The sequence below is a fragment of the Streptomyces sp. NPDC051243 genome (assembly GCF_044455405.1).
In the GTDB taxonomy this organism is placed as follows: Bacteria; Actinomycetota; Actinomycetes; order Streptomycetales; family Streptomycetaceae; genus Streptomyces.
This window is the reverse complement of record NZ_JBITES010000010.1, coordinates 167,902-194,179: the sequence shown is the minus strand read 5'-3', so window position 1 is coordinate 194,179 and position 26,278 is coordinate 167,902. Positions and strand designations below refer to the sequence as shown.

General features: G+C 70.9%; 23 protein-coding genes and 1 riboswitch. Of the genes, 12 read left to right on the top strand and 11 right to left on the bottom strand.

Annotation, left to right across the window (positions count from 1 at the left end; all coding sequences use genetic code 11):
* Nucleotides 1-182: 182 nt before the first annotated feature.
* Nucleotides 183-863 (top strand): hypothetical protein, encoded by a 681-nt coding sequence (locus ACIBAG_RS25975; protein WP_399107977.1) that lies wholly within the window; start codon nucleotides 183-185, stop codon nucleotides 861-863.
* Nucleotides 864-910: 47 nt separating this feature from the next.
* Nucleotides 911-1,426, top strand: coding sequence for a GNAT family N-acetyltransferase (locus tag ACIBAG_RS25970; protein ID WP_399108313.1), 516 nt, complete (start codon nucleotides 911-913; stop codon nucleotides 1,424-1,426).
* On the opposite strand, the gene ACIBAG_RS25965 is transcribed toward ACIBAG_RS25970, so the two are convergent.
* Nucleotides 1,423-3,009, bottom strand: coding sequence for an AMP-binding protein (locus ACIBAG_RS25965; protein ID WP_399107975.1), 1,587 nt, complete (start codon nucleotides 3,007-3,009; stop codon nucleotides 1,423-1,425). The two genes, ACIBAG_RS25970 and ACIBAG_RS25965, sit on opposite strands and share 4 nt — an antisense overlap.
* Complete coding sequence (locus ACIBAG_RS25960; protein WP_399107973.1) at nucleotides 3,006-4,676, bottom strand: AMP-binding protein; 1,671 nt, start codon at nucleotides 4,674-4,676, stop codon at nucleotides 3,006-3,008. Before ACIBAG_RS25960 ends, ACIBAG_RS25965 begins: the two co-directional genes overlap by 4 nt.
* 125 nt (nucleotides 4,677-4,801) lie before the next feature.
* On the opposite strand from ACIBAG_RS25960, the gene ACIBAG_RS25955 reads away from it, so the two are divergent.
* The 4 genes from ACIBAG_RS25955 to ACIBAG_RS25940 all read left to right on the top strand — a co-directional run bounded on the left by ACIBAG_RS25955 (nucleotide 4,802) and on the right by ACIBAG_RS25940 (nucleotide 11,046).
* Nucleotides 4,802-5,632: a response regulator transcription factor gene (locus ACIBAG_RS25955; RefSeq protein WP_399107971.1), complete on the top strand. Its 831-nt coding sequence runs from the start codon at nucleotides 4,802-4,804 to the stop codon at nucleotides 5,630-5,632.
* Nucleotides 5,633-6,013: 381 nt separating this feature from the next.
* The gene (locus tag ACIBAG_RS25950; RefSeq protein WP_399107969.1) at nucleotides 6,014-8,944 is read left to right on the top strand and encodes an AAA family ATPase; all 2,931 of its coding nucleotides are present in this window, start codon (nucleotides 6,014-6,016) and stop codon (nucleotides 8,942-8,944) included.
* Between the two features lie 313 nt (nucleotides 8,945-9,257).
* Nucleotides 9,258-10,046, top strand: coding sequence for a S1 family peptidase (locus ACIBAG_RS25945; protein WP_399107968.1), 789 nt, complete (start codon nucleotides 9,258-9,260; stop codon nucleotides 10,044-10,046).
* A 352-nt stretch (nucleotides 10,047-10,398) separates the two neighbouring features.
* Nucleotides 10,399-11,046, top strand: coding sequence for a LysE family translocator (locus ACIBAG_RS25940; RefSeq protein ID WP_399107966.1), 648 nt, complete (start codon nucleotides 10,399-10,401; stop codon nucleotides 11,044-11,046).
* A gap of 16 nt (nucleotides 11,047-11,062) precedes the next feature.
* Here ACIBAG_RS25940 and ACIBAG_RS25935 read toward each other — a convergent pair whose 3' ends face one another.
* A complete protein-coding gene (locus ACIBAG_RS25935) occupies nucleotides 11,063-12,184 on the bottom strand; it encodes a winged helix DNA-binding domain-containing protein (RefSeq protein ID WP_399107964.1) in 1,122 nt (373 codons plus the stop codon).
* Between the two features lie 146 nt (nucleotides 12,185-12,330).
* Here ACIBAG_RS25935 and ACIBAG_RS25930 point away from each other — a divergent pair, with 146 nt between their 5' ends.
* From ACIBAG_RS25930 to ACIBAG_RS25920, 3 genes are all read left to right on the top strand, one after another.
* The gene (locus tag ACIBAG_RS25930; protein WP_399107963.1) at nucleotides 12,331-13,491 is read left to right on the top strand and encodes a magnesium and cobalt transport protein CorA; all 1,161 of its coding nucleotides are present in this window, start codon (nucleotides 12,331-12,333) and stop codon (nucleotides 13,489-13,491) included.
* Between the two features lie 172 nt (nucleotides 13,492-13,663).
* Nucleotides 13,664-14,089 (top strand): hypothetical protein, encoded by a 426-nt coding sequence (locus ACIBAG_RS25925; protein ID WP_399107962.1) that lies wholly within the window; start codon nucleotides 13,664-13,666, stop codon nucleotides 14,087-14,089.
* 13 nt (nucleotides 14,090-14,102) lie between these two features.
* Nucleotides 14,103-14,993 carry a hypothetical protein gene (locus ACIBAG_RS25920; protein ID WP_399107960.1) on the top strand — a complete coding sequence of 297 codons (891 nt, stop codon included), beginning with the start codon at nucleotides 14,103-14,105 and terminating at the stop codon, nucleotides 14,991-14,993.
* A gap of 224 nt (nucleotides 14,994-15,217) precedes the next feature.
* On the opposite strand, the gene ACIBAG_RS25915 is transcribed toward ACIBAG_RS25920, so the two are convergent.
* Nucleotides 15,218-15,820, bottom strand: a complete 603-nt coding sequence (locus tag ACIBAG_RS25915) for a histidine phosphatase family protein (RefSeq protein WP_399107958.1) — start codon at nucleotides 15,818-15,820, stop codon at nucleotides 15,218-15,220.
* Between the two features lie 148 nt (nucleotides 15,821-15,968).
* Nucleotides 15,969-16,060: riboswitch (cobalamin riboswitch) on the top strand.
* A gap of 61 nt (nucleotides 16,061-16,121) precedes the next feature.
* Between ACIBAG_RS25915 and ACIBAG_RS25910 the strand changes: the two genes are divergently transcribed.
* From ACIBAG_RS25910 to ACIBAG_RS25900, 3 genes are all read left to right on the top strand, one after another.
* A complete protein-coding gene (locus tag ACIBAG_RS25910) occupies nucleotides 16,122-16,340 on the top strand; it encodes a CbtB-domain containing protein (protein WP_033309275.1) in 219 nt (72 codons plus the stop codon).
* Nucleotides 16,341-16,355: 15 nt separating this feature from the next.
* Entirely contained in the window at nucleotides 16,356-17,123 is a 768-nt protein-coding gene (locus ACIBAG_RS25905; RefSeq protein ID WP_399107956.1) for a CbtA family protein, read from the top strand.
* Nucleotides 17,124-17,341: 218 nt separating this feature from the next.
* Entirely contained in the window at nucleotides 17,342-17,686 is a 345-nt protein-coding gene (locus ACIBAG_RS25900) for a hypothetical protein (RefSeq protein ID WP_399107954.1), read from the top strand.
* Between the two features lie 183 nt (nucleotides 17,687-17,869).
* On the opposite strand, the gene ACIBAG_RS25895 is transcribed toward ACIBAG_RS25900, so the two are convergent.
* The 7 genes from ACIBAG_RS25895 to ACIBAG_RS25865 all read right to left on the bottom strand — a co-directional run bounded on the left by ACIBAG_RS25895 (nucleotide 17,870) and on the right by ACIBAG_RS25865 (nucleotide 25,836).
* Entirely contained in the window at nucleotides 17,870-18,475 is a 606-nt protein-coding gene (locus ACIBAG_RS25895) for a M15 family metallopeptidase (RefSeq protein WP_399107952.1), read from the bottom strand.
* Nucleotides 18,476-18,920: 445 nt separating this feature from the next.
* The gene (locus ACIBAG_RS25890; protein WP_399107950.1) at nucleotides 18,921-19,697 is read right to left on the bottom strand and encodes a GNAT family N-acetyltransferase; all 777 of its coding nucleotides are present in this window, start codon (nucleotides 19,695-19,697) and stop codon (nucleotides 18,921-18,923) included.
* A 344-nt stretch (nucleotides 19,698-20,041) separates the two neighbouring features.
* Entirely contained in the window at nucleotides 20,042-20,767 is a 726-nt protein-coding gene (locus ACIBAG_RS25885; RefSeq protein ID WP_399107948.1) for a hypothetical protein, read from the bottom strand.
* Nucleotides 20,768-20,853: 86 nt separating this feature from the next.
* The gene (locus ACIBAG_RS25880) at nucleotides 20,854-21,243 is read right to left on the bottom strand and encodes a hypothetical protein (RefSeq protein ID WP_399107947.1); all 390 of its coding nucleotides are present in this window, start codon (nucleotides 21,241-21,243) and stop codon (nucleotides 20,854-20,856) included.
* Nucleotides 21,244-21,595: 352 nt separating this feature from the next.
* Nucleotides 21,596-23,185 (bottom strand): phosphoglycerate dehydrogenase, encoded by a 1,590-nt coding sequence (serA, locus tag ACIBAG_RS25875; protein ID WP_399107945.1) that lies wholly within the window; start codon nucleotides 23,183-23,185, stop codon nucleotides 21,596-21,598.
* A 147-nt stretch (nucleotides 23,186-23,332) separates the two neighbouring features.
* Nucleotides 23,333-24,634 carry an MDR family MFS transporter gene (locus ACIBAG_RS25870; RefSeq protein WP_399107944.1) on the bottom strand — a complete coding sequence of 434 codons (1,302 nt, stop codon included), beginning with the start codon at nucleotides 24,632-24,634 and terminating at the stop codon, nucleotides 23,333-23,335.
* Entirely contained in the window at nucleotides 24,631-25,836 is a 1,206-nt protein-coding gene (locus ACIBAG_RS25865) for a PLP-dependent cysteine synthase family protein (RefSeq protein WP_399107943.1), read from the bottom strand. Before ACIBAG_RS25865 ends, ACIBAG_RS25870 begins: the two co-directional genes overlap by 4 nt.
* Nucleotides 25,837-26,278 lie beyond the last annotated feature (442 nt).

Genomic DNA, 26,278 nt, shown 5'->3' with positions numbered 1-26,278 from the left:
GGTGAGCAATTCCGTGACGATGTCGATCCGCGATCCGGGTTATTCCGTATCGCGGAAACTATTTTCTACTATCTGGAAGCAATGTAGGTGGGTGGCTGAAGACCGTCAAGGGGCGGACAACCAGGCGCGTCCTGGAGGACGATGGGGGCGCTGTCCCGCCGCGAGGTCGTCCTGGAGTGGCCATGTCCGAGAGCGTGTCGGTGCGCTGCCCGGTCTGCCGGCGCGAGCATCTCTACGAGGCGCCCGCCTATCCCTGCGAGTGCGGGGAGCCCGTCTCACCACCGCTCGACCCGCACGGGATCGCTTCGGCGGTCATCCATCGCGCCTGGGACGACGAATGGGTCAGCGTGCGCTGTACGGCGTGCGGTCAGGAGGGGGAATGGCCCCGCCCGGAGCTGGGCTGCTCCTGCGGGACCATGCTGCGCGTCCCGGTGGCGCAGGGGGCCACGGGCGCGCCGCGCCGGAACGCCGCCTCCGCCCGCCGCCCCTTCCAGCCCGTCACGATCCGTACCGCGCGCGACGCGGTCACGGCGGCCGCCGTCTATCTGCGCTGGCTCGGCTACCGGGACATCCGCCGCGCCGACCAGCGGCCGCCGACCGGCATCGGCATCGCCGCCCACGGGCTGCTCGCCCAGGTCGACCCGACCGTACGGCCGGCCTCGCTGCGGGACGTGGAGTGCCTGTGGCTGACGGCCATGACCGAGTCCGCGGCCTGCGTCTACTTCTCCCTCGCCGGCTACGCCCCCGACGCCCGCAGCCGGGCCGACACCCTGGGCGTCCCCCTCTTCGTCCTCGACCTCACGGGCACCCCGCAGCCGGTCAACAGCCTCGCCGACGAGCTGGACGCGACGGGCGCCCGGTAATCCGCTCGCGCCCGGCGCCCCCGCCGACGGACACTCGGCGCATGCGCATGCGCATCCGACCCGCCACGCCCGCCGAGCTCCCGGCCCTTCAGGACATCGAGCGCGCCGCGGGCACCCCGTTCCGCGCCCTCGGCATGGCGGCGATCGCGGACGACGAGCCGCCCGCCCTGGACACCCTGGAACGCTTCCGCCGGACGGGCCGCGCCTGGGTCGCCTGCGCCGACGGCGACGGCGACGGCGACGACCCGACGGGCTATCTGCTCTGCGAACCCGTCGACGGCGCCCTGCACATCGAGCAGGTCTCGGTGCACCCGGACTTCGCGCACCGCCGCATCGGCCGGGCCCTCCTCGCGTACGCCGCCGACCGCGCACGCGACGAGGGCCTGACCGGTCTCACCCTGACCACCTTCACCGAGGTCCCGTGGAACGCGCCGTACTACACACGCCTCGGCTTCCGCGCCCTGGACGACACCGAACTCACCCCCGGGCTCCGCAGGATCCGCGCCCACGAGGCGGAACTCGGCCTCGACGAGTGGCCCCGGGTCTGTATGCGCCGCGACTAGCCGCCCGTCGCGTACCGCTCCCGCAGCTCGACCTTCCGCACCTTCCCGGACACCGTCATCGGGAACGAGTCGAGGATGCGCAGGCGGCTCGGGATCTTGTAGTGCGCCAGTCGCCCGTCGCAGAAGGCGCGCAGCTCCTCCAGGGTCAGCGCGTCACCCGGACCGCGCGGGATGACGCACGCCAGCACCTCCTCGCCGTACCGCTCGTGCGGGACCCCGACCACCTGGACGTCCGCGATCTTGGGATGGGCGTAGAGGAACTCCTCGATCTCGCGCGGGTAGATGTTCTCGCCGCCCCGGATGATCATGTCCTTGATGCGGCCGACGATCTCCACGTAGCCGTCCTCCCGCATCGTCGCGAGGTCCCCGGTGTGCATCCAGCGGCCGGCGTCGACGGCCTCGGCGGTCTTCTCGGGTTCGTTCCAGTAGCCGAGCATCACGCTGTAGCCGCGCGTGCACAGCTCGCCCGCCGTGCCGCGCGGCCGGGTCACTCCGGTCGCCGGGTCGACGATCTTCACCTCGATGTGCGGCAGGACCCGGCCGACCGTGCCGGTGCGGTGTTCCAGGTCGTCGTCGCGCCGGGTCTGGAGCGAGACCGGCGAGGTCTCGGTCATGCCGTAGCAGATGGAGACCTCCGCCATGTGCATCTCGGCGACCACCCGCTTCATCACCTCCACCGGGCAGGGCGAGCCCGCCATGATGCCGGTGCGCAGGGAGGACAGGTCGTAGGACGCGAAGTCGGGGTGGTTCAGCTCCGCGATGAACATCGTCGGAACGCCGTACAGCGAGGTGCACCGCTCCTGCTGGACGGCCTCCAGCGTGGCCTTCGGGTCGAAGGAGGGGGCCGGGATGACCATGCAGGCGCCGTGGGACGTGGCGGCCAGGTTGCCCATCACCATGCCGAAGCAGTGGTAGAAGGGCACGGGGATGCAGATCCGGTCCTGCTCGCTGTAGGCGATCATCTCGCCCACGAAGTAGCCGTTGTTGAGGATGTTGTGGTGGGAGAGGGTGGCCCCCTTGGGGAAGCCCGTCGTGCCCGACGTGTACTGGATGTTGATCGGGTCGTCGCAGGACAGGGCCTCGTACGGCACCGGCGTCCCCCGCGCGATCAGCGCGTCCCAGCTCGGGTCGCCGATGAACACGGCCTCCCGCAACTGCGGGCATTTTCCCCGCACTTGCTCGACCATCGCCCGGTAGTCGCTCGTCTTGTGGCTGAGGGAGGCGAACAGCAGCGAGATCCCGGCCTGGTTGAGGACGTACTCGACCTCGTGGGTGCGGTAGGCCGGGTTGATGTTCACCATGATCGCGCCGATGCGGGCGGTGGCGTACTGGACGAGGACCCATTCGGGGCAGTTGACCGCCCAGATGCCCACCCGGTCGCCCTTGGCGACCCCGCTCGCGAGCAGCGCGTACGCCAGCTCGTCGACGTCGGCGGCGAACCGGGCGTAGGTCCAGCGCCGTCCGGACGGTACGTCCACGAGCGCCTCCCGGTCCGGCCAGGCGGCGACCGTGCGGTCCAGGTTGGCGCCGATCGTGTCCCCGAGCAGCGGCGTGCCGCCGGTCCCATGGGCGTAGGAGCTCACCGGAAGTCCTCCTCGCGGTACTCGTCGTCCGAGCCCGCCGCCGTGGCCTCGCGCAGCTCGATGCGGCGGATCTTGCCGGAGACGGTCTTGGGCAGCGGCGCGAACTCCAGACGGCGCACCCGCTTGTACGGCGCCAGGACCTCCCGCGAGTGCTCGAAGAGCACCTTGGCCGTGTCGGGGCCGGGCTCCCAGCCCGCCGCGAGGACGACGTACGCCTTCGGCACCGCGAGCCGCAGCTCGTCCGGCGCGGGCACGACGGCCGCCTCGGCCACCGCCTCGTGCTCCAGCAGGGCGCTCTCCAGCTCGAAGGGGCTGATCTTGTAGTCGGACGCCTTGAAGACGTCGTCCGCTCGCCCCACATACGTGATGTAGCCGTCGGCGTCCCGCGAACCGATGTCCCCCGTCCGGTAGTAACCGCCGGCCATCGCCTCCGCCGTACGGTCGGCGTCGCCGTGGTAGCCGGTCATCACGCCGACCGGGCGGGCGGACAGGTCGAGGGCGATCTCGCCCTCCGCGGCCCCCGGCGCGCCGGAGACCGGGTCGAGGAGTTCGACGCGGAAGCCGGGGCTGGGGCGGCCCATGGAGCCGGTCTTCAGGGGCTGGCCGGGGCTGTTGGAGACCTGGACGGCGGTCTCGGTCTGCCCGAAGCCGTCCCGGATGGTCACGCCCCAGGCCTCGCGCACCCGCTCGATGACCTCGGGATTGAGCGGCTCACCGGCGGCGACGGCCTCGCGGGGCGGGGTGCGCAGCGCGCTCAGGTCGGCCTGGATGAGCATGCGCCAGACGGTGGGCGGGGCGCAGAACGTGGTGACGCCCGCGCGGTCCATCTCGGCCATCAGCCGGGCCGCGTCGAAGCGCGTGTAGTTGTGGATGAAGACCGTCGCCTCCGCGTTCCACGGCGCGAAGAGGTTGGACCAGGCGTGCTTGGCCCAGCCGGGCGAGGAGATGTTCAGATGCACGTCGCCGGGCTTGAGGCCGATCCAGTACATGGTGGCCAGGTGCCCGATCGGGTACGAGGTGTGGGTGTGCTCGACCAGCTTGGGGCGGGCGGTGGTGCCGGAGGTGAAGTAGAGCATCAGGGGGTCGTCGGCGGCGGTCGGCCCGTCGGGCGTGAACTCGGCGGAGGCGGCGTACGCGTCCTCGTACGCCTGCCAGCCCTCGCGCGCCCCGCCGACGCTGATGCGCGTGTAGCGCCCGGGCACCTCGTCGAACTTTCCGGTGTCCTCGGCCCGCACGAGCACATGCCGGACACGTCCGCGCTCCACCCGGTCGCGCAGGTCGGCCGGGCCGAGCAACGGGGTGGCCGGGATGACGACGGCACGCAGCTTCATCGCGGCGAGGGCGGTCTCCCACAGCTCGGCCTGGTTGCCGAGCATGACGAGGACGCGGTCCTCGGCCCGGACGCCGCGCGCCCGCAGCCAGCCCGCGACACGGTCGGAGCGCTCGGCCATCTCGGCGAAGGACAGCCGGACCTCGCTGCCGTCCTCCTCGACGATGTGCAGGGCGGGGCGGTCGTTCCCCGCGGCGATGACGTCGAACCAGTCGAGCGCCCAGTTGAAACGGTTCGGCCGGGGCCAGGTGAAGCCCTCGTATGCCTTCGCGTAGTCCTCTCGGTGGTCGAGCAGGAAGTCCCGCGCACTGCGGAACAGCTCCGTCCCCGTCGTCATCTGTCCTCCTAGGTACCGGACCTTGCCGGGCGGCTCCCTGCCATCGTGTAATCCGTGACGTGGGTCTCACTACCCCCGAACGGGGGTGTGCGCTCCGGAAAGCAGCGGTGAAAGGGGGCGAGCACGTGGCAGTGGACGCGGCCGCATCGGTGGAGATAAGAAGCGCGCTGGCGCGCCTGCGCCGCTCGACCGGCCTGCCGGTCGCGTTCGGCGGCCTGGTCGAGGCCGGGTACCGGCGGATGCGCATCAGCGAACTGAACGGCACGGCCACCGACTCCCTGCGCCGCCTGACGGTGACCGCCGGCAACGGCCTCGGCGGCAAGGCCGTCGCCCTCGCCCGCCCGTGCGCGGTCACGGACTACTCGGCCTCACGGCAGATCACCCATGAGTACGACGCCGCCGTCGCCATGGAGGGGCTGTGCTCGGTCGTGGCGGTCCCGGTCGTCGTACGGCGCCGGGTGCGCGGGGTGCTGTACGGCGCCCTGCGCACGGTCCAGCCGCTGGGTGACCGCACGCTGACCGCCGCCGTGGACGCGGCGCGGGACGTGGAGCAGGCGCTGGTGGTGCGGGAGGAGGTGCGGGGACTGCTGGAGGCGGCGCGTCCGCAGGACGTGCCGTCCGACCGGGACGCGGCGTGGGAGCAGGTCCGTGAGGCGCACGCCGCGCTACGGGCCCTGGCCCCGCGGATCGGCGACCCGGCCCTGCGCGCGGAGCTCCAGGCCGCCTGCGGCCTGCTGACGGAGGGGCCCCGGTGCGACGGTGTGCGACTGGCGCCCCGTGAACTGGACGTGCTGGCGTGTGTGGCCGCCGGCGCGACGAACGCGGTCACCGCCGAGCGGCTGGGGCTGCGGGCGGAGACGGTCAAGGGCTATCTGCGCTCGGCCATGCGCAAGCTGGGCACCCACACGCGCGGGGAGACGGTGGTCGCGGCACGCCGGGCGGGGTTACTGCCGTAGTCCTGCGCGGGCACGGGGGGCTTGGCCTGCGAGGGCATGGGCGGGGTGCCCCGCGAGGGCCTGGGGGGTGCCCCGCGAGGGCACGCGGTTCTCTGTCCGCGAGGGTGCGCGGTCCTGTGCTGTGAGGATGCGCGGTTCTGCTCCACGAGAGGCCGCGGTTCTGCTTCACAAGAGCCCGCGGTCCTGCTTCACGAGAGCCCGCGGTCCTGCGCCACCTGGGTGCGGCGGTCGCCGGCCCGTCCGGACAACCGGTCATTCATTCATCCGTGCTTTGAATTTCCCCATGCTCCACGGCTGTTATTTGCCTCACCACGCCTTCGGTCCGAATTTCAAAGATCCGTTGCCTAATATTGGCCCGAACACGACACACGGAGGGGAGCGGTGACCGTGCGACGGGACTTCAAGGAGCCTGCGAGATGCCGCCCCGACCAGGTCATCGGCAGGGAGGAGCTGTTCGGCGCGGCGCGTGAGCAGCTCGGGCGGGGCGGCAGCGTGCTGCTTCACGGACCTGCCGGAATTGGGAAGTCGACCGTCCTGCGGGCATTGGCCACCGAATACGGCGAGGCGGCCCGCACCGTGTTGCGCTGCTCGCCCACGGAGTCCGAATCCCATCTCCCCTTCCTCGCCCTGGCCGACCTCCTCGGTCTGGTCCTGGACGAGGTGTCCGACCGGCTCCCGACCGCCCAGCTCACCGCCCTGGAGTCGGCGCTCACCGGTCGCGGCGAGTCCACCCTCCAGCGCGACGGCCTCGCCCTGCGCCTGGCCGTGCTGTCCGCCCTGCGCGCCCTCGCCGACACCGGGCCCGTCCTCGTCGTCGCCGACGACCTCCAGTGGCTCGACCCGGCCAGTGCCGAACTCCTCGGCTTCGCCGCCCGCCGCCTCGGCGACACCCCGGTGCGGATGCTGTGCGCGGTCCGGACCGAGGGCCAGGAGTACGACCGCCAGCTACGCGCGTGCCCGCCGGACACCCTCGCCGTGCGGCTGGGCCCGCTCTCCCGCGCCCAGATGTCCACCCTCCTCGACCATCGCGGGTTCACCGGCCTGCCCCGCTCCACGGTCCGGGACATCCACCGCACCAGCGGCGGCAACGCCCTGTTCGCCCTGGAACTCGGCCGCGCCCTCGCCGAGAACCCCACCCCACCGCGCCCCGGCGAGCCCCTGCCGGTGCCGACGTCGCTGCGTGCTCTGGTGCTGAACCGCCTGGAGATGCTGTCGGAGGAGGCCCGCCGCACCCTGCTCGTCGCCAGTGCCGGCGCCCGCCCCACCCTGGCCCTGCTGCACGCGGCCGGGCGGGCCGACGCCGAGGCCGAGACCGCCCAGGCCGCGGGGCTCGGGCTGCTGGCGACCGAGCCCGAGGGGCCCGCCGTACGGTTCGCACACCCGATGATCTCCGCCGCGCTGTACGCGGAGGCGCCCGCGCAGGAGCGCCGGGCCGCGCATGCCGCGCTGTCCACGGCTGCCTCCGACCCCATCGAGCGCGCCCGGCACCTGGCCCTCGCGACCACCGGCACCGACCCGGATGTCGCCGCCAGCCTGGCCGAGGCGGCCGCCCTGGCCCGGGACCGGGGAGCGCCGTCGGTCGCCGCACAGCTCTGCCTGCTGGCCGCCCGGCACACCCCGGCGGACGGTGCGCGCCCGAGCGAAGCCGAGAGCCTGGCGGAGCCGGCGGCCGACGACGCCGCCGCGGACAGTCCCGCCGGGTCCCGCGACGCCGGGGCGATCCGAAGGACCGGCCCCAGTCCGGAAGCCCTGCGACTGCAGGCCGTCGAGGACGCGATCACCGCCGGCGAGCTGGACCTCGCCCGGGACATCGCCCGCGAGGTGCTCGCCCGCACGGCCGTACCCGCGGAACGGGTGCGGGCCTGGATCGCCGTGATCGACACGGCGGGCCATGCCATGAACGAGGTCGACGCGATCTTCCCGCAGGCGCTGGCCGACGCGGGCGACGACCCGCAGTTGCTCGCTCTCGTCCACTACCAACTGACGTGGCGCGCCCTGCTGGTGAAGGGCGACTTCGACGAGGCCCGGGAAGAGGCCGCGTACTCGGCGGAGCTCGCCGCGCGGGCCGGCGACCGGTACACCGAGCTGATGGCGCTCGCCTTCCAGGCCCAGATCGAGACCCTCATGGGCCACCCGGACGCCCCCGCGACCATCCGGCGGGCGCTGGAGGAGCCCCAGGACCCGAGGGTGGCCTGCCATCACAACGGGGCCGGCTACTCCCGCTTCCGCTGGCTGATCATGAGCGACCAGTTGCCCGAGGCGCGCGCGGCCGTCACCGCACTGCTGCGCGAGGTGCGCCGGCACGGCTGGGTCGAGAGCGAGGTGCACTTCCTGCGCGGGGTCGCCGAGACCGAGCTGCACTCCGGGCACTGCGGGCGCGCCCTCGACCTGGCCCGCGAGAGCCTGCGGCTGGCCCGTGACACCGGGATCGGCGAGGTGGCCTCCGCGGTGCTGACCTCGCTCGCGGAGGCCGCGGGCGGAGAGGTGGACCGGGCCATCGCGCTCGCGCGGGAAGCGGTGGAGCACGCCGAGGAGGACGGCGACCAGATGTACGTCTCCCGCGCCCTGGCCGCCCTCGGCCACGCCCAGTTGGTGGCGGGGGACGCTGAGGCGGCGGTGCGATCGCTGCGCCGGGTGCGCGAGGTGGAGCAGGGGCTCGGCATCACCGACCCGGCGCGCGGCCGCTGGCACGGCGACCTCGCCGAGGCCCTGGTGCGCAGTGGCGAGTTCGCGGAGGCGCAGGACGTCGTCGACGTCACGCGCGAGCAGGCGCAGCGGCTGGACCGCGACAGCGTGCTCGCGGTACTCGATCGGGCCGAGGCGCTGATCCGCGCGGCCCGGGGCGAACAGGACGCCGCCGCGGCCCAGTTGACGTCGGCACAGGACCGGCTCGGCAAGCTTGGCTACGGCCTGGAGGAGGCCCGGGCCGCCTTCGCCCTGGCTCAGCTGCGCACCGCCGCTCCGGGCCCGACATCGTACGACGAGGCGGCCCGGCTGTTCCGCCGCTGCCGGGCGCTTCCCTGGCTGCGGCAGGTCGAGGCGGCGGCCGAGGCACGCCCCGCGGAGGCGGCCCACACCCCCGTGGCCGCGCCGGAGGGCCTTGCCGGCCTCGACGCCCTGGAGGGTCTCGCCTCGATGGAGCGTCAGGTCGCGGCGCTCGTCATGGAGGGCGCGACCAATCGGGAAATTGCCGCGCGTCTGTTCATCAGCGTCAAAACGGTCGAAGCGACACTTACCCGGGTCTATCGCAAGCTGGGGATCCGATCGCGGGTCGACATCGTCAGACTCGCGGCGGGACGTCGGACGAGCTGAGTTCGCGGGGCCGGTCGGCGTGCGTTCGTGAGGCCGGACGGCGTGCGTTCGTGACGTCTGGCGATGGGCGTTCAGGGCGCCGTGCGACGCAAGTTCACCCGTCTTTGTCGGTCCGCGCGGGTTTATCCGGCACGACCGAGGGTTTTCCCTGCCCAACTCCCTTAGGGGGTTCCCTCATTGGGAAGGGGAACTTTCGGGACCTACCTTGTGGATGTGCCGCTCGCCCGGGCACACGGGGGTCGGTCCCGCGACCCCCGTGCACAACCCCCCACCCGCGCGACCCCCCACCGGCAACCCCCCAATGAGGAGACTCATGTTCGGGCTCACCCGTGCCAGAAAGACCGCCGTCGTCACGGCGACGGCTGCCGCCGCCGCGGCCGCACTGCTCAGCGCCCCCACCGCTGAGGCCGCGTCCACGCGCATCGTGGGCGGCACGACGACCACGACGACCGCGTACCCGTTCATGATGCAGATCACGGACGCCTCGCAGAGCCAGTTCTGCGGTGGCACCCTCGTCTCCGCGACCAAGGTCGTCACCGCCGCCCACTGTATGGTCGGCGAGACCACCGGCAGCGTCCGGGTCGTCGGTGGCCGCACCTACCGCAACGGCACGAACGGCACGGTCAGCCGGGTCAGCGACATCTGGATCCACCCCGACTACACGGACGCCACCGACGGCAACGACGTGGCCGTGCTGACCCTCTCGACCTCGATGCCGTACACCACGGCCTCGTACGTCGACTCCTCGGACACCGGTGTGTACGCGGCCGGCACCACCGCCCGCATCGTCGGCTGGGGCACCACCTCCTCGGGCGGCAGCTCCTCCAACCAGCTGCGTACGGCGACCGTGCCGATCGTCTCCAACTCCAGCTGCGCGAGCTCCTACGGTTCGGACTTCATCGCGTCCGACATGGTCTGCGCCGGATACACCTCCGGCGGCGTTGACACCTGCCAGGGCGACAGCGGCGGTCCCCTGCTCATCGGGGGCGTCCTGGCAGGGATAACTTCCTGGGGCGAGGGCTGCGCCCAGGCCGGTTTCCCGGGTGTCTACACCCGGCTGACCACCTTCTCGGACGAGGTGACCGAACAGGTCGAGTCGTAGCCGGGATCGGCGCCCAGAAGGTCTCCTGAGCACACCTCAGGTGCAAGACCAGGGGGGGGGGGGGGGGGGGGGGGGGGGGGGGGGGGGGGGGGGGGGGGGGGGGGGGGGGGGGGCGGGCCCGGGGGGCCCCCCCCCCCCCCCCCCCCCCCCCCCCCCCCCCCGCCCCCCCCCCCGCCGCGCCGCCCCGCCCCCCCCCCCCCCCCCCCCCCCCCCCCCCCCCCCCCCCTATCCATGCCTCGTCCATGCCTCATCAACGCCTCCGGTCCGTGCCTCCGGCCGCCGCCGACGTCGCACGTCCATGGCCGTTGTCAGTGGCGCCTGTTTGAATGGCTGCCGGATGGGGGTGATGGGCATGGTGTCCGCGGATCGTCTGCTCGCCTTCGCGGCGATGTCGGTACTGGTGATCGTGATTCCCGGGCCGAGCGTGCTGTTCGTCATCGGCCGCGCTCTGGCGCACGGCCGCCGCTCGGCCGTGGCGACCGCCGTCGGCAATGTCTTCGGCTCGTATCTGCTGGTGGTGGCGGTCGCGGTGGGCATCGGCTCCCTGGTGGAGCGGTCGGTGGCGATCTATCTGGCGGTGAAGCTGGCCGGCGCGGCCTATCTGGTCTACCTGGGCGTGCAGGCGTTCCGGCACCGCAAGGAACTGAAGGCCTCGGCGATACGGGCCCAGTCGCAGGGACCGGGACGCGCTGATCTGCGGACGGTCCTCGACGGCGCCCTCGTCGGTGTCACCAACCCCAAGGGTGTGGTGTTCTTCGCCGCGGTACTCCCCCAGTTCGTGGACCACTCGGCGGGCCATGTCCCGCTGCAGATGCTCGTGTTGGGCCTGGTCCCGATCACCATCGGCCTGGTCACGGACACCCTGTGGGGCCTGACCGCGTCGGCTGCCCGCACCTGGTTCGCCTGCTCCGACCGCCGGTTGTCGCTGATAGGCGGAGCGGGCGGGTGCACGATGATCGGGCTCGGGGTGACGGTCGCGGTGACGGGTCGGGCGGACTGACGACCGGGTTGATCGCCTACGGGATGACGGTCCCGAAGCGGATGTCGTACGACGCCTCCGGGTGCATCACGCTCAGCATCCGCTCCGCCTCCTGCGCCACCTCCCCGCGCTGGGCCTTGGTGAGCTCGGTGAACTCCTCGATGACCAAGGCCTCGTCGAGGATCCGCCACACGCCGGCGAGGAAACCGTCGACGAGGAGCGGGCAGTAGACCGTGTTCGCCTGCCAGGTGCGGCCGCGGTTCGCGGGCGGGATCACCCGGGTGCGGTCGGCGTGGGAGAGGAGGAGGTTGTCGAACTCGGGGAGGAAGCGGGGCGGGGCCGGGGTGTCCGGGTCCGGGCGCGGGGCGTCCGGGAGGTCGAAGAGTTCGACGCCGTTCTCGTCCCGGAAGGTGACGAGCTCGGGGCGGAGCCGCTCGAACGCGTCGCGCATCCGGGTCAGGCCGGACCAGGTCTGCATGTCCTTCACCGAGGCGGGCCCGAAGGCACCCAGATAGCGCAGCACCGTGGCCTGCGCGGAAGCGGCCGGCTCGGTGGGCCGGCCCAGCCAGTGCTCGGCGGTGGTGAGCGCGACCTGGGCGCCGCGGCCCCACATGCCGCGCGGGGTGACCTGGACGAGGGGCAGCTTGCAGCGGGCGGCGACGGCCAGGGACTGCGGGTCGGCGTCCGGCCACTCGCCGCCGAGGGCCTCGCGGAGCTGCTTCATGGTGCGGGGCTCGGCCTCGACGAGTTCGCGGGCGAGTACGGCGAGCCGGTCCAGGTCGACGCCGACGAGACCCTTGCGGAAGTAGTTGATCTCGCGGTCCCGGGCGGGCTGCACCAGCGGGCGCAGGGTGAGACTGTCGTCGGCGGAGTGCAGATGGATCGTCGACCGCATGGTGACGATGCGCACGGTGGCACGGTCGGCCAGCAGCCCCGACAGCTCCTCGGGCGTGAAGCCGTCGAGGCGGGCGGCGAGCGCGTAGTAGGGCGGCTTGACCTCCTGGGCCTGGAGACCGACCAGATGCTCCACGGCCGCGAGGGCGGACAGCGGGGAACGGCGCAGCAGCAGCTGCCGGTCGAGGGTGGCGCGGTTGAGGGCGCGCGTGCCGAGCACGGGGACTGCCGCGGCCGTCGTCTTCTTGGTGCTGCGCTTCGTCATACCGGGCACGCTAGCGAGAGTTGCGGACACCTCCCGTCCGCAACTCTCACGGAATCCATGGAAGGGCTCGCCCCACCCATGCCATTCGCCCCGTATATCCTGCTCCGAGATCACGCACTCGTCGTCCCGACCGGGAGGCAGCCGCGATGTCCGAGCGACGCGCACGCCCCGCCTCGAAGAACCCGATGAAATCCGTCTGGCGCCGAGCCGTCACCCCGCCGCAGCCACCGGAGCCGGATCCGCCGACACCTCGCTCTCGCTCATCGGCTCCCGACGCCTCCGAGGTGGCGAGCGTCGTGCAGGCGGTGCTGTACCGGGACGGTGTGCGGGTGTCCTCCCCGGCCACCCTCGCCGACACCTACCGGGAACTGCGGGACCAGCCCTCCGGCATGGCGTGGATCGGCCTGGCCCGTCCCACGGAGGCGGAGCTCCTGTCCCTGGCCGCCGAGTTCGACCTGCACCCCCTCGCGGTCGAGGACGCGATGGAGGCACACCAGCGGCCCAAGCTGGAGCGCTACGGCGACACTCTCTTCGTGGTCCTGCGCGCGGCCCGCTATCTGGACGCGCCCGAGGAGGTCGACTTCGGCGAACTGCACGTGTTCGTCGGCCCCGACTTCGTGATCACGGTCCGCCATGGCGCGGCCCCCGACCTGTCGGCGGTGCGCCGACGCATGGAGGAGACGCCGGAGCTGCTCAAGCTCGGCCCGGAGGCGGTGCTCTACGCGATACTGGACGCGGTGGTCGACGGCTACGAACCGGTGGTCGCGGGCGTCCAGAACGACATCGACGAGATCGAGACCGAGGTCTTCCGCGGCGACCCCGAGGTCTCCCGCCGCATCTACGAACTCTCCCGGGAAATGGTCGAGTTCCAGCGCGCCACCCGCCCGCTGGTCGGCATGCTGCACGGCCTGATGGCGGGCTTCTCCAAGTACGGCACGGACGAGGAACTCCAGCGCTATCTCCGCGACGTGGCGGACCACGTCACCCACACCAGCGAGCGCGTCGACGGCTTCCGCCAGGCCCTCACCGAGATCCTCACGGTGAACGCGACGCTGGTCACACAGCAGCAGAATGCGGAGATGCGGGCGCTGGCGGAGGCGGGGTTCGAGCAGAACGAGGAGATCAAGAAGATCTCGTCGTGGGCGGCGATTCTGTTTGCTCCGACGCTGGTCGGGACGATCTACGGGATGAACTTCCAGCACATGCCGGAGTTGCACTGGGTGCTCGGATACCCCTTCGCGATCGCCCTGATGGGGCTTGTTTGTACCAGTTTGTACGTCATCTTCAAGCGGCGAGATTGGCTCTGAGTAACCACCAGGTGAGGGCCCACTCCATAGGTCGGAGACCCCGATCATGGACGTCTCGAACGCCTCCGAGAGCGCTGGGGAGAATCTGGGGAGAATCAAAAGCGTTCCGCTTCGCCGCTTCCTCCCCCGCCGGCAGCCCCAGCCTCGATCAGTCTTCACGCAGCCCCAGCCAATGGAAGTACCGATCGTCACTCAGAGCAATCGGCTTGCCAGGCGGCAGAATGCCAAGGAGGGGCGCAGCGATGCTGCGTCCCTCCTTCTCGCGGGCTTCGAGGAATCGTCTCTTCTATGCGGCCACAGCGGCCTCGGAAGGGCAGCCCAGCAGGGCATCGATGGCGGCACGTCCCTTACCGCCAGCCTCGGGCATGAAGTGGGCATCCACACCACCCGACTCGCCGACGTGTTCACCGGGGAGACTTGGGCCGCGCTTCTGGCTGCGATCCCCCGCCGCCGCAGCGGCGCCTGCGTGCCGGACACCTGCACCCCCAATGAGGACTCCTGCCAGCCCTCCCCGGACATCATGACGGCCTGCAACCCTGACCAGGACGGCTCCGACTGTTCCCCGGCCGAGACCGAAGCCTGCGAGCCCGCCTATTAGGAGGCACACCCCGATGGACTGGCAGACCCACGTGCGGGCCCTGGCGGCGGACGTGGTCCGGCCTGAGTCACGCTGGTACGAGCCACTCGCCGAGACTCCACGGCACGAGCTGGTACCCCGATGGTGGGCGCGCGGCGATCAGGCGTGGGAACTGCGCGACGGCCCGTCCGACCCCGAAGGGTGGATGCGGGCGGCCTACAGCAACCGGACGCTCGTAACCCGGGTCGGGTCGCTACACGCCGACCAGGCCGACCCCGGCACCACGGCGCAAGGACAGCCCACCTCATCGTCAACCCTGCCGGGCCTGATGGTGACGATGTACCGGCACGCCATGCTCACCGACGACACGGACGTGTTGGTGACCACCGGCACCGGGTACGGGACCGCGCTCGCCTGCCGACGGCTCGGCGCCGAGCGGGTGACGAGCGTGGACGTGGACGCGCACCTCGTACTGCTCGCCGGTCAACGGCTGTACGGGCTCGGAATGCGCCCGAACATGGCCGTCTGCGACATCGCCGGGCCCCTCCCCGGCGAGTACGACCGGATCGTGTCCACGGTGTTCGTGCGCCCAGTACCAGCCTCCTGGCTGACCGCTCTACGGCCCGGCGGGCGCCTGGTGACGACGCTCAAGGGGACAGGGCTGATCGTGACGGCGAACAAGACCGAGGACGGCGGGGCGGTCGGCCGCGTCGAGCCGGACCCGGCGGGGTTCATGCCCACCCGGACCGGCGCCGACTACGACCGGCCCACAGACGCCCTCAAGGACAAGGGTCCAAGGCGCGGACGGCGAGACAGTGACGACAAGCCGCTACCCGCTGCTCTACCCGCCGGACGCGTGGGACGTGTGGTCCATGCTCGAACTCACCACCCCGGGCATCGACTACTGCCAGGAGACCGACGGTGACGCGCGGACGGTGTGGCTGCTGCACCCTGACGGCTCCTGGGCCCGCGCCACCGCGCCCGGGTTCCTCGACTCGCCCACCGTTCATCAGGGCGGCCCCCGGCTGCCTGTGGGACGAGCTGGAACGCGTCCGCAACCGGCTCAACCGTGAGGGCTGGTTGCCGGTGTACGGGGCGAAGGTGCGCATCGACCCAGACGGCACCCTGACCCTCTCACGCGGCGCCTGGTCAGTGACCGTCGACTGACCGCGGCGCAGATGAGGCGTCCCCCAGCGGCCGTCCTGCCCGCACATTCCACCGACCGGCACGCCCGCTGAACTCCAAAGCGGACAGCGGCGGTACGTCGATCCGCCAGAACGCCTCCGCCGTCACCCCCAACGCCCGCACCGCCGCCGCGCGGACGGCCTCCGGCTCCGCAACGGCGATCACCCGCACCGCCTCACCGGCCACCGCATCCAGCCATCCTCCGACCCTGTCGCACAGCTCCAGCAGCGACTCCCCGCCGTGCGGCGCGCATCCCGGGTCCGCCAGCCAGGCCGCGACCGCCTCCGGCTCGGCGGCGGTCACCTCTTCCAAGGTCCTGCCCCGCCACCGGCCCACCGCCCACCCGGCGACGTCGGGCAGCGGCACCGCATCCAGCCCGAGCCCGGCGGCCGTCTCCCGGCAGCGCACAGACGGGGAGGCGAACACCCGGTCGGCCGTCGGCAGTGTTCCGGCAGCGGACTGCGCCCACCGCACCCCAGCGGCGTCCAGGGAGCAACCATCGTCGAAGCGCGCTTCCCGTAGCGCCGCGCTGACCGCTGGTGAGATCAACATCACCCGGCTTGTCATGCACCCTCCTCCTGCCGTTGAACGGGCTTGCAGACACCGGAACTTGGGCGTACGGGAGCGGATCCGGCGCACGCCGGTGCCACCCGCGCGCTCTTGGCGGGAATGCCGCCCCGCGCTACCTTCACCACGACATTGACGACGGCATGACGGAAGTCCGGTGAGAATCCGGCACGGTCGCGCCACTGTAAGCCCAGCAGGAGCCGCCCCCGCCAGGGGCGCTGATCGCCGGGCAAGTCAGACCCGCAGCCGTCGCTTCGAGCTCCAACGACATGGGACGCGAGTTCCCCCAGGAGGTCCTGCCATGGCACAGTCCGCAGCCCCGCCGGCCGTTGCCCCCGACGCACCCCTCACCCTCCCCGTCCGGGCGATCCTGCCCTGGGCGGCGTTCTTCGGCATCCTGATGCTGATCCTGCTGTACTTCGTCGGCGCCGAAGGCGGCACGGCGGCTGTCTTCTCCGGCGAGGGCGTGCACGAGTGGGTGCACGACGGACGCCACCTGCTCGGCTTCCCCTGCCACTGAGACGAGGCCGCGCACATGAACTCCGCCACCGTCAGAACCCTCCTGGTACGCGGCATGCTCACCGGTTTCGCCGCCGGGGTGCTGGTCTTCGCCTTCGCCTACCTCGTGGGTGAATCGCCGCTGAGGTCTGCACTCGTCTTCGAAGCAGCCCACGAGACCGAACACGGCCCGGAACTGGTCAGCCGAACCCTGCAGGAGACCGCCGGCCTGGCCACCGGCGTGCTCTTCTTCACCACCGCGTTGTCCGGAATCGCCGCCCTGGCCTTCTGCTTCGCACTGGGCCGCATAGGCCGCTTCGGTCCGCGGGCCACCGCGGGCTTGGTCGCCCTGGGCGGCTTCGTCACCGTGTTCCTGGTGCCGTTCCTCAAGTACCCGGCGAGTCCCCCGGCGGTCAGCAACCCCGACACCCTCAACCAGCGCACCGCCCTGTACTGGCTGATGATCGCGCTCAGTGTGCTGATCGGCATCGCGGCCGTGGTCCTGGGCCAGCGGCTGGCCCCACGCCTGGGCAACTGGAACGCGACCGTCGTCGCCTCCGTGGCCTTCGTGGTGGCGGTTGGCCTCGCGCTGGCCTTCCTCCCCGCGGTCAACGAGATGCCCGGGGGCTTCCCGGCCAATGTGGTCTGGGACTTCCGCGTCGCCGCGGCAGGTATGCAGCTTCTTCTGTGGGCATCCTTCGGCCTGATCTTCGGCCACTTCGCCGAGCGGGTACTGGAACCTCGTACCGCCAGCACGCCCACCCAGCAGACTGCGCCATCGCAAGCAGCCCCCGCACCCCACTGAGAATGCCGGACTGACGGGCCCGTCGGGGGTTTCCCCCGCGGGCCCGTCCGCATGTCCCATGGTGACCCCGCTGGGGATCGAGAGGAACGCCGGAGCAGAGCTCGGCGGTCCGCGAGAGCGGCACCGGGCAGCGGTCAGATTCAGCCGGCAGCATCCAGGCACGGCCCCGACGGACCACATCAGGTGGGCCATCCCGACGAGCCGAGAGGACGACCACCATGAGCAGTCGCCCACAGCCGCGCACGATGGCCTCGGACGGCCAGCAGGTGGTCGTGCTGGCCCCCGGCGAGTACGAACGCCTGGCCGCCGCTCGGCGGAAACTCGGTGGACAGGCCGCCCACCTGCACGCCATGAAACGGGAGTTGCAGCAAGCCAGGGCAGCTCTGGACGACATCGAGAAAGTCCTGGCCGAGGCCCCGGAGTGCCACCAGCCGGGCTCCGGCCAGAGCGCCGTCGGCGAACCCAACTCCCTACGCCGCAGACTCCAGGCGGTGCTCCGTACCCATCGACCCGCCCCGCACAGCGGTACGTCGCCGAAGCCGCCGCCACATGGCGCCAGTTGAGGGACCACGCACAGGAGACGTCGGCGAAGGACTAGTGCAGCAATACCGCCCATGCCGCCTCAGGCGCTGAGGAGCACGGCTGGACCCGGCAGGCGCGTCCGGGCCCCTGGTCATGACGTGGCGGATGTCATCAGCGTCTTGGCCGGACAACCGGCTCCAGCGCCGCCGGCCAGTCTCCCCCGCTCACCCGGCCGGGGTCGACTGCGCCGAATTCGGTGGACTGGCAGTGGACGGACTCGCGATGGGTCCCTTGAAGGGCTTGGACGGGTATCCGGTGTCGAAGTGCATGTAGTCGGGCACCTTGATGTCCTGCCAGACCCACCCCTCCGCGATGAACGCCCGCCAGGCCAGGCCGCCTTCGAGGATCTTGCCCTCCCCCTCGGTGCGCAGGGCGTACTCGCCGCTCGGCGACCACCGCTTGGTCCGCAGGTCCTTCCAAGGGTTCTCGAGCGGGTTGATGTCGATCGCGCGTCCGTTGGCGTGCGGGGACTCCCTCAACGGGGCGTTGATCTGGTCGGGACGGCGACAGTTGAAAGCGGAGGTGTTGTCGGCACGCAGGCTCGCATTGAGGTCCCCGTCGTAGACCTCCATCGGCTCCATACGGCGGATGGGAAAGCGTTCCTCGAACAGCTTCGTGAAGATGCGGACGACGCTGGGCACGACATCGGCGTTGACCACCAGGACACCGCGGTGCACCTCGCCGTCGAAGCCCACGAAGTTCGTCTCCACGCGGCGCAACTGGTCCCGGACGTCGGGACAGCCCTTGCGCCACAGTCCCGCCGTCAGCATGCGGGACCACTGGGCGTCCGTGATCTTTGTGACGACGGCGTCCAGGGACGGTGTGGGTGAAGGGCTCGTGGGTGGCGTTGGGGTCGGGCTGGGCGTCGAGGAGGGCCGCGCCGTGTTCGCCTCGGAGCTACCGGCACTTGGCGGCGTGGACGACGCGTCCTCGGACGCCGACGAGGACGAGCACCCGCTGATCACAAGCACCGTCGTGGAAAGCAGCGTTACTGCTCCGAGAATCAGCTTGCGGCGCCGCATGCGGGTAGATGACGCCTGTCCCATGTGCGGGTGGTGAGGGCGGGCCACGGTGCGCGTGTGCTCCCTCTCCGGTACGTGGCTGGTCAAGCAGGATCTCCTGGAGATGCTTCCGACGGGGCCGTGTCGAATACGGCCGTGTTCCCAGTGCGAGGTGGATCGGTCGGCCCTGGACTGGGCGGACGATGTTGGCGCCTCAGTTGTGCTCCGAGGTCGGGCCTTCGTTCAGCGGGAAGTCGTACGTGAGGAGGCGGCGGCCCTCCGGCGTGCTCATCTCTTCGTGACGGAGCCAGCCATGTCGCTCGTAGTACGGTCCCGCTCCGCCGTCGGCGGCGGTGACGAGAGTGACGCGCGCGCAGCCCGCATCGGTGGCGTCCTTCACGAACCGCGCGATCAACCGAGCCCCTATGCCACGGCAGCGGGCGTGCTCGGCCACGACGACATAGTCCAGGACGGCGGTGACACCAACGGGACCGGCGGCGGGAGCTTGCCGGGCCGTCCGGTTGGGTATCAGCCTGCGGCCGTAGCGCACCAGCCGGGTACACACGAATTGCCATGCGAGTCGGGGCCGCAGACACAGGCTGCCCAGCGCCCGCAGCAGCAGTCCGCCCCCGTGGTCGCGCAGCACATGGCGGCGGTGCGCCGCCGGGTCGATCCCACCGATGAGGAAGCCCGCCGGCTGCCGGCCCATCTCCACGACGTACGCACGCGCGTCCGGGCCTGTGAGGTAGGTCCGGGTGTACGCGGCCAGGAACCTCGGCCCAAGGCGGGCGAAGAAGCCGTCCGGAAAGTACCTCAGGTACTCGGCCACCACGAACGGCACATCCTCCGGGTCCATAAACCGGATCCGGAAGCCGCTGTCCTCCGGCATGCGGTCGGCGCTGGTCGCCTCGATCGGAGGCCCTTCGGGGGACGGGCGGGGGGAGGTGAGGGCAGGGCTCGGGTAGGCGGCTGAACGCGTATCGGCTTCCACGCGAGAGAAGTTACTATACTTCGTAGCAACTTAGTAGTTCAGTGGTACAGCACTGGGACGACCCGCCCTGCCGACGCAAGCAGCGCCCCTCGCGGGCGGGCTTTTGCAGCCGGCGGCCGCGCGAGGGGCAGGGCTCCTTCACTCCGCGCCGAGCGCGTTCTCCAACGCGGCGAGGTACTGGAAGCCGGTGTTCTATGCGGCAGGTACTTCTTCGAACGCACCGGCCGGGCCAGGCAGACCCGACACCTGGTGAGCTAGTTCGACCAGCTCGGCTACCAGGTGACTCTCCAAACAGAAGGAGCTGCCTGACCAGCGGCTACGGATACAGGACGAGGATTTCCGTATCAGTGGCTATGGGATGTATGGCCATCCTCTGCCGGCTCGGCGGGCGCCTCGGCCGGGCGGTCCTGCTCGGCGGGAGCTTGGTCCTGCTCAGCGGGAGCCTGGTCCTGCTCTGCGGGAGCCTGGTCCTGCTCCGCGGGAGCCTGGTCCGACTCCGCGGGCGTCTGGGTCGTAGTGCCGTGATCGTGGCTGTGGCCATCAGAGCTGATGGTGCCGGCGAGGGCGGTCATGCCCAGCCAGGTGAGGGCCGAGAGGACGACGACGCCGGCCGCGAACGGGCTGACGAGGTGCCGCCAGCGGCCCTTGGAGTCCTTGGCGACGAACGCGACGTACGACATGAGCAGGCCGATGGGGGTCATCCAGGCACTGCGCTCGGGGAACTGCTCGAAGTGCTGGATGCCGCCACCGACCAGGCCGACGCCGAAGGACAGCAGCAGGGAGAACGCCACCAGCGAGACTGCCTGGCCCAGCGCCGGACGCTCGTCGGCCAGCACGAACTCGTTGACGATGGTGCCGAGGAGGAACACGAAGGCGCCGACGACGCAGATGATCGTGTACAGCGACGGATCGATCGGGTAGTGGACGACGGCACCGGCGATCAGGGCGGCGCCCATGAAGTAGAGCATCTGGCCGCTGTAGCGAGCCGGGAGCGACTTCTTGTCGAAGGTGGGGCGGCGATGTCTCGAGGGGGGAGTCTGGCGGCGCTCGGGCTGGAGAACGGTGGTCACGCGGGTAAGGCCCTTCAGATCTTGGTGTGTGAGAGCAGGCAGAAGCGCGCCGACACCAGTGGTGCGGCGTCACGCTGGTGCAGCTCTCAGCAGCGCAGGATCGAAAGTCGGTGTAGGCACGGTGGATCGCCGGTGCGGCTGATCCAGCGGTGCGCGGGTCGTGCCCGTCGGCGGAGCACGTAGAGGACGCGGTTGGTGACCCCGCGCCTGAGGGCGAACGCGAGCAGGGCGGCAACAATGCCCAGCAGCGCCAGGCAGCTGTCTCCGGCGCCGCCGTCGTCGCAGGGGGGTTCGCCGTCCGGGCCGTCCGGTGTCTTGGTGGTTTCACCGGGGGCGACGGCAGCGTGAGCGTGCTGAGACTTGTCCCCGGCGTCAGTGAGCGGCAACGCGGCGGCGTGGCAGCTGTGGGCATGGTGATGTGTGGTCAGGGCGTGCATCGCGAATACGGCAAGCACCACCGCGAAGAGCGTTGCCATCAGCAACGCTCCCCTGCGGTGGCCGCGACGGACCTGGCCTGAAATCACGCTTCAGGACCATAGGCGGGCTTGGTGGCGAAATTGCAAGCCGGAGGAGTCCCCCACCCCGTAATAGGAGGAACATCACACAGGTGGGGATGCGGTCGCGCGGCGGCCGACAGCTCCGTCGTCAGGCGCGGCTCGTTCTCCCGCCACCAGCGGTTCTGGCACTCCGAGCACCGTCCCCGCTTGTCGGCAGCCGGCTCGGGGGTGGCTTCACGGTGTGCCCTCAGTCGGGACATGCGCAGGAGACCCGGCAACAGTGCCCAGGCCCGCTGAACGATGCAATACGGCGTTCAGCGGGCGCTGTCGTTCAGTCGAGGCTGACCGCGCGGGCGAAGGTGGCGCCGATCTCCTGGGCGATTTCGCCGAGGACGTCATGCGGGATGTTGCTGTCGACGCTCAGCACGATGAGCGCCTCACCGCCCGGTACGGAGCGCGACACTTGCATGCCGGCGATGTTGATGCCGGCTTCGCCCAGGATGCATCCGACGGTGCCGATGACGCCGGGGCGGTCGGCATGGCGCAGGAAGATCAGGTGGTCGGCGATGGGGAGTTCGATTCCGTGCCTGCCCACTGACACGATCTTCTGGATGTGCTTGAGGCCTGCCAGTGTGCCGGAGACTGCGATCTCCTCGCCGTCGGCGAGCGTGCCGCGGACAGTCACCATGCTGCGGTGCTCCGGGGAGGTCGAGCTGGTGGTGAGCTGTACCTCGACGCCACGCTGCTGCGCCAAGAGCGGGGCATTGACGTAGGAGACGGTCTCTTCGACGACGTCCTCGAAGACGCCTTTGAGGGCGGACAGCTCCAGTACCTTCACGTCGTGCTGGGTGATCTCGCCGTACACCTCGATATCGAGGCCGACCGCGACCTCACCGGCGAGCGCGGTGAAGATCCGGCCGAGGTTCTCGGCGAGCGGCAGGCTCGGGCGGATGTCCTCGGCGATGACGCCGCTTTGGACGTTGACCGCGTCCGGGACCAGTTCGCCGGCGAGCGCGAGGCGGACGGACTGGGCGACGGCGATGCCCGCCTTCTCCTGGGCCTCGTCGGTGGAGGCACCGAGATGCGGGGTGCAGACGACCTGGTCGAACTGGAACAGCGGGGAGTCGGTGCAGGGCTCGGTCGCGTACACGTCGAGGCCGGCGCCGGTGACGCGGCCCTCCTTGAGCGCCGCCGCCAAGGCTTCCTCGTCGACGATGCCGCCGCGCGCGGCGTTGATGATGCGCACGGTCGGCTTGACCTTGTGCAGCGCCTCGTCGCCGATGAGGCCGAGTGTCTCAGGGGTCCTGGGGAGGTGGACGGTGATGAAGTCCGAGACTTCCAGCAGCTCGTCGAGGGAGAGCAGTTTCGCGCCGAGCTGCGCGGCGCGCGCGGGCTGGACGTACGGGTCGTAGGCGACGATCTTCATGCCGAAGGCCGACATGCGCTGGGCGACCAGGACGCCGATGCGGCCGAGGCCGACGACGCCGAGGGTCTTCCCGCTCAGCTCCACGCCCGTGTACTTGCTGCGCTTCCATTCGCCGTTCTTCAGGGTGGCGTCGGCCTGCGGGATGTTGCGGGCGGTGGCGATGATCAAGCCGCAGGCAAGTTCGGCGGCCGTGACGACGTTCGAGGTGGGGGCGTTGACCACCATCACGCCGGCCTGGGTGGCCGCCGGGACGTCCACGTTGTCGAGGCCCACGCCGGCGCGGGCGACAACCTTGAGGCGCTTGGCGGCGGCGATGGCTTCCGCGTCGACCTTGGTGGCCGAGCGGATCAGGATCGCGTCGGCGCCGGCGATGGCGGTGAGCAGTTCGGGGCGGTCGGCGCCGTTGCAGTGGCGGATGTCGAAGTCTGGGCCCAGGGCTTCGACGGTGGCGGGTGACAGCTGTTCGGCGATGAGGACGACGGGCTTAGGGCTCACAGTGGTTTTCAGTCCTTAGAGTCTTCCGGAGGCGCCGGCAAGGAGGCGAAGGGGTTCTTGCGCGCCGGCGGGCACACGTGCGGGCAGGGGTGGCCGGCTGGAGGGGACGGATGAGAATCCGTCCCCTCCAGCGCTGGGCCAATTGGGTTATGCGGTGGCGAGTTCCGGCTTCGCGTCGCGTGCCGGTGGTGCGAGGCGGCCGGTGCGGTGCAGCCCGTAGAGAGCGGCGGCGCACGCGAGGCCGAGTGCGAACAGCGCCAGCCAGGGCAGGGCTGACATTCCGGCGGCCCGTGCGGCGTCGAGCGCGGCCCCGGTCAGCAGGTTGCCGAGGGTGATGCCGATGCCGCAGATGGTGTTGTACAGGCCGTAGTGGGTGGCGACGAGCCGGTCACCGGAGAGGCGGACGATGGTGTCCATCTCGAAGGGGTACGCGATCATCGTGCCGATCGCGAGAAGCAGCGCGGACAGCGCCGGCGGCACGGCCGCGAGCAGCCACAGCCCCAGCCCGCCGTCCGGTACCGGGATCGCGGTGGCGACCAGCAGCGGCACGAACGCCAGGCCCATGGTCAGCAGCCCCCAGGTCAGCGCTCGGCCCGGTTCCATACGGGCCTTGCACCACGCGGTCACCTTCGTCTGGCCGACGATGGTGCTCAGCCCGGAGACGGCGAACAGCACCGCCACCGCGCCCGTGCCGAACGTGCCTTCTCCGCCCAGCCGCCTGACCTCCAGCGGCAGGGCCAGATAGACCTGGAAGGACATCACGTACGAGCCGATCATGGCCACGGAGAAGAGCAGGAACGGCCGGTTGGCGAGGATGCCCCGCCACTGCGCCAGCACGCTCTCGCCCTGGCTGTTGACGTCCTTGGCGTCGTCGCCCCGGCGCGCGGGCAGGGCCCGCATCTGCACGACGCCCAGCACGGCGAAGACACCGGCCGCGACCAGGCAGGTCAGACGGAAGTCGACGCCGGTCAGCACCATGCCCACCAGGGGCCCGAGCAGGATGCCGGCCTGGTAGAAGACGTTGAACAGCGCGAACGCCTCGACGCGGCGCTCACCGGCGTCCGCCGCCACATACGCCCGCACCGCCGGGTTGAACAGCGCCCCGGCCAGCCCCGTCGCCGCGGAGGCGGCCAGCAGGGCGGGCACGGACTGCACCAGTCCGAGGGTGGCGAAGCCGACGGTGCGCAGCACCAGCCCGGCGATGATCATGGGCTTGTAGCCGAGCCGGTCGGCGAGCGTTCCACCGAGCAGGAACATCCCCTGCTGGCTGAAGTTCCGCACGCCGAGGATGAGCCCGACGAGCCAGCCGGCCAGGCCCACGGGCCCTGCCAGATACGCCGCCAGGTACGGCATCAGCATGTAGAAGCCGAGGTTGATGGTGAACTGATTCACCATCAACAACTGGACGCTGCGCTCGTAGGAACGCACCTGTGCGAGGGTGCCCTTCACCGGTTGCCCTCCTCGGCCTCGTCGAGGTCGTCACGCTGCTCGGTGGTGTCGCTGCTCACCGACGCCTCGGCTCCTGTGTCGGTCGCGTCGAGCAGACCGACCGTGTCGTACTGCTGTGGCTCGGAGGCGGCGAGCGTCAGCGGGTCCACGACGTTCTCGCACCGCGTCCAGCGGGTGACCTCCTTCTCGTCCAGGCGGCCGATCACCTCCGGCTCCAGCGCGGGCGGGGAATCGAGCAGGCCATGGGCGACGCAGTAGTCGTCGTCGTAGACGGTGCCCAGGTAGCGCTGCGGACCGTCGGGGAAGATCGCCGCGATCCGGGCATCGGTGGGCAGGGTCCGGGCCAGCCAGCCGGCGACCAGCGCCACCGCGCCGACGCTCCAGCCACCGGTGGCGTAGTGGGAGGCGGCGAGTTGGCGGCAGGTCCACACCGACTCGGCCGGGGAGACCCAGTGCACCTCGCTGAAGTTGTCGTACGCGACATTGCGCGGATAGATGCTGGAGCCCAGACCCCGCATCAGCCGGGGCCGTGCGGGCTGGCCGAAGATCGTCGACCCGATGGTGTCCACGCCGACCAGCTTCAGATCCGGGTAGAGCTGCTGCAGTACCCGGGAGACTCCGGCGGAGTGACCGCCGGTGCCCACACTGCACACCAGTACGTCGATGTGGCCCAGCTCCGTGGCGAGTTCGAGGGCCAGCGGGGTGTAGGCGGTCGTGTTGTCCGGGTTGTTGTACTGGTCCGGGCACCAGGAACCGGGGTGCTGCTCCATCAGCCTGGCCACCCGGTCACGGCGCGCCTGCTGCCAGCCCCCAGTGGGGTGCGGCTCGGAGACGACGTTGACCTGGGCGCCGTATGCCATCAGCAGCTTGGACATGGACATTTCCAGGCCCGGGTCGGTGACCAGGGTGACGGGGTGGCCATAGACCATGCCGGCCAGGGCGAGCCCCAGGCCGAGCGTGCCGCTGGTCGACTCGATGATCCGTGCGCCCGGGCGCAGCTCACCGCGGGCACGGGCCCGTTCGACCATGTGCAGGCCCGGACGGTCCTTGATACCGCCGGGATTGAAGCCCTCCAGCTTGGCCCAGAAACCTCGCCCCTCCGGGGCGAGAGGCTCCGATACCCGCAGCAGCGGGGTGTTGCCGACCAGCCCGGACAGGGCAGAGCGGGTGGGGGGTGTCATGTCAGTGGTCGGAGAATGCATTGTCCGCTCTCGTTCGATGATGTGCGTCACGTGTTCGCTCATCTCGCATGCGGCCCGAGCAGGGCAGGGGGCAGTCCCCGCCTTCGCGGGCAGCATGCGGCAGCCGTTGTGTACGGCTGCGACCGAGAGGTCTAAATCCGCCACCGACAGACGATCGTGAGCGTGGAGCGGCCGGGCGTGGCTATTTGATGTCTACGGCGCCGGGGCTCAAGCGCGAAGAGCCCTACGGCCGCAACTGCCGGTACTGCGGTGGCAGGGAGCAGCGCTCCCGCGCGGGTCGGCGAATCCGGCCCACCCTGAACCTGGGAGATCAGGCCGGGGGAAGTGCAGGCGGCACCGCCGTGCGAATGCCCGGACTCGTTCTGAAGTGCAGCTTCGGCTTCCGGCGCTCTGTCACTGGCCAGCACCAGCGACGGAAGATGACCATGGTCTCCGTCATGCG

What these genes read in the sequence shown, in the direction of transcription:
- ACIBAG_RS25975 (WP_399107977.1), top strand. Translation starts at nt 183, where the DNA reads ATGTCCGAGAGCGTGTCGGTGCGCTGCCCGGTCTGCCGGCGCGAGCAT.
- ACIBAG_RS25970 (WP_399108313.1), top strand. Translation starts at nt 911, where the DNA reads ATGCGCATCCGACCCGCCACGCCCGCCGAGCTCCCGGCCCTTCAGGAC.
- ACIBAG_RS25960 (WP_399107973.1), bottom strand. Translation starts at nt 4,676, where the DNA reads ATGACGACGGGGACGGAGCTGTTCCGCAGTGCGCGGGACTTCCTGCTC.
- ACIBAG_RS25945 (WP_399107968.1), top strand. Translation starts at nt 9,258, where the DNA reads ATGTTCGGGCTCACCCGTGCCAGAAAGACCGCCGTCGTCACGGCGACG.
- ACIBAG_RS25940 (WP_399107966.1), top strand. Translation starts at nt 10,399, where the DNA reads ATGGTGTCCGCGGATCGTCTGCTCGCCTTCGCGGCGATGTCGGTACTG.
- ACIBAG_RS25935 (WP_399107964.1), bottom strand. Translation starts at nt 12,184, where the DNA reads ATGACGAAGCGCAGCACCAAGAAGACGACGGCCGCGGCAGTCCCCGTG.
- ACIBAG_RS25930 (WP_399107963.1), top strand. Translation starts at nt 12,331, where the DNA reads ATGTCCGAGCGACGCGCACGCCCCGCCTCGAAGAACCCGATGAAATCC.
- ACIBAG_RS25925 (WP_399107962.1), top strand. Translation starts at nt 13,664, where the DNA reads ATGGAAGTACCGATCGTCACTCAGAGCAATCGGCTTGCCAGGCGGCAG.
- ACIBAG_RS25920 (WP_399107960.1), top strand. Translation starts at nt 14,103, where the DNA reads ATGGACTGGCAGACCCACGTGCGGGCCCTGGCGGCGGACGTGGTCCGG.
- ACIBAG_RS25915 (WP_399107958.1), bottom strand. Translation starts at nt 15,820, where the DNA reads ATGACAAGCCGGGTGATGTTGATCTCACCAGCGGTCAGCGCGGCGCTA.
- ACIBAG_RS25910 (WP_033309275.1), top strand. Translation starts at nt 16,122, where the DNA reads ATGGCACAGTCCGCAGCCCCGCCGGCCGTTGCCCCCGACGCACCCCTC.
- ACIBAG_RS25905 (WP_399107956.1), top strand. Translation starts at nt 16,356, where the DNA reads ATGAACTCCGCCACCGTCAGAACCCTCCTGGTACGCGGCATGCTCACC.
- ACIBAG_RS25900 (WP_399107954.1), top strand. Translation starts at nt 17,342, where the DNA reads ATGAGCAGTCGCCCACAGCCGCGCACGATGGCCTCGGACGGCCAGCAG.
- ACIBAG_RS25895 (WP_399107952.1), bottom strand. Translation starts at nt 18,475, where the DNA reads ATGCTGACGGCGGGACTGTGGCGCAAGGGCTGTCCCGACGTCCGGGAC.
- ACIBAG_RS25880 (WP_399107947.1), bottom strand. Translation starts at nt 21,243, where the DNA reads ATGGCAACGCTCTTCGCGGTGGTGCTTGCCGTATTCGCGATGCACGCC.
- ACIBAG_RS25865 (WP_399107943.1), bottom strand. Translation starts at nt 25,836, where the DNA reads ATGCATTCTCCGACCACTGACATGACACCCCCCACCCGCTCTGCCCTG.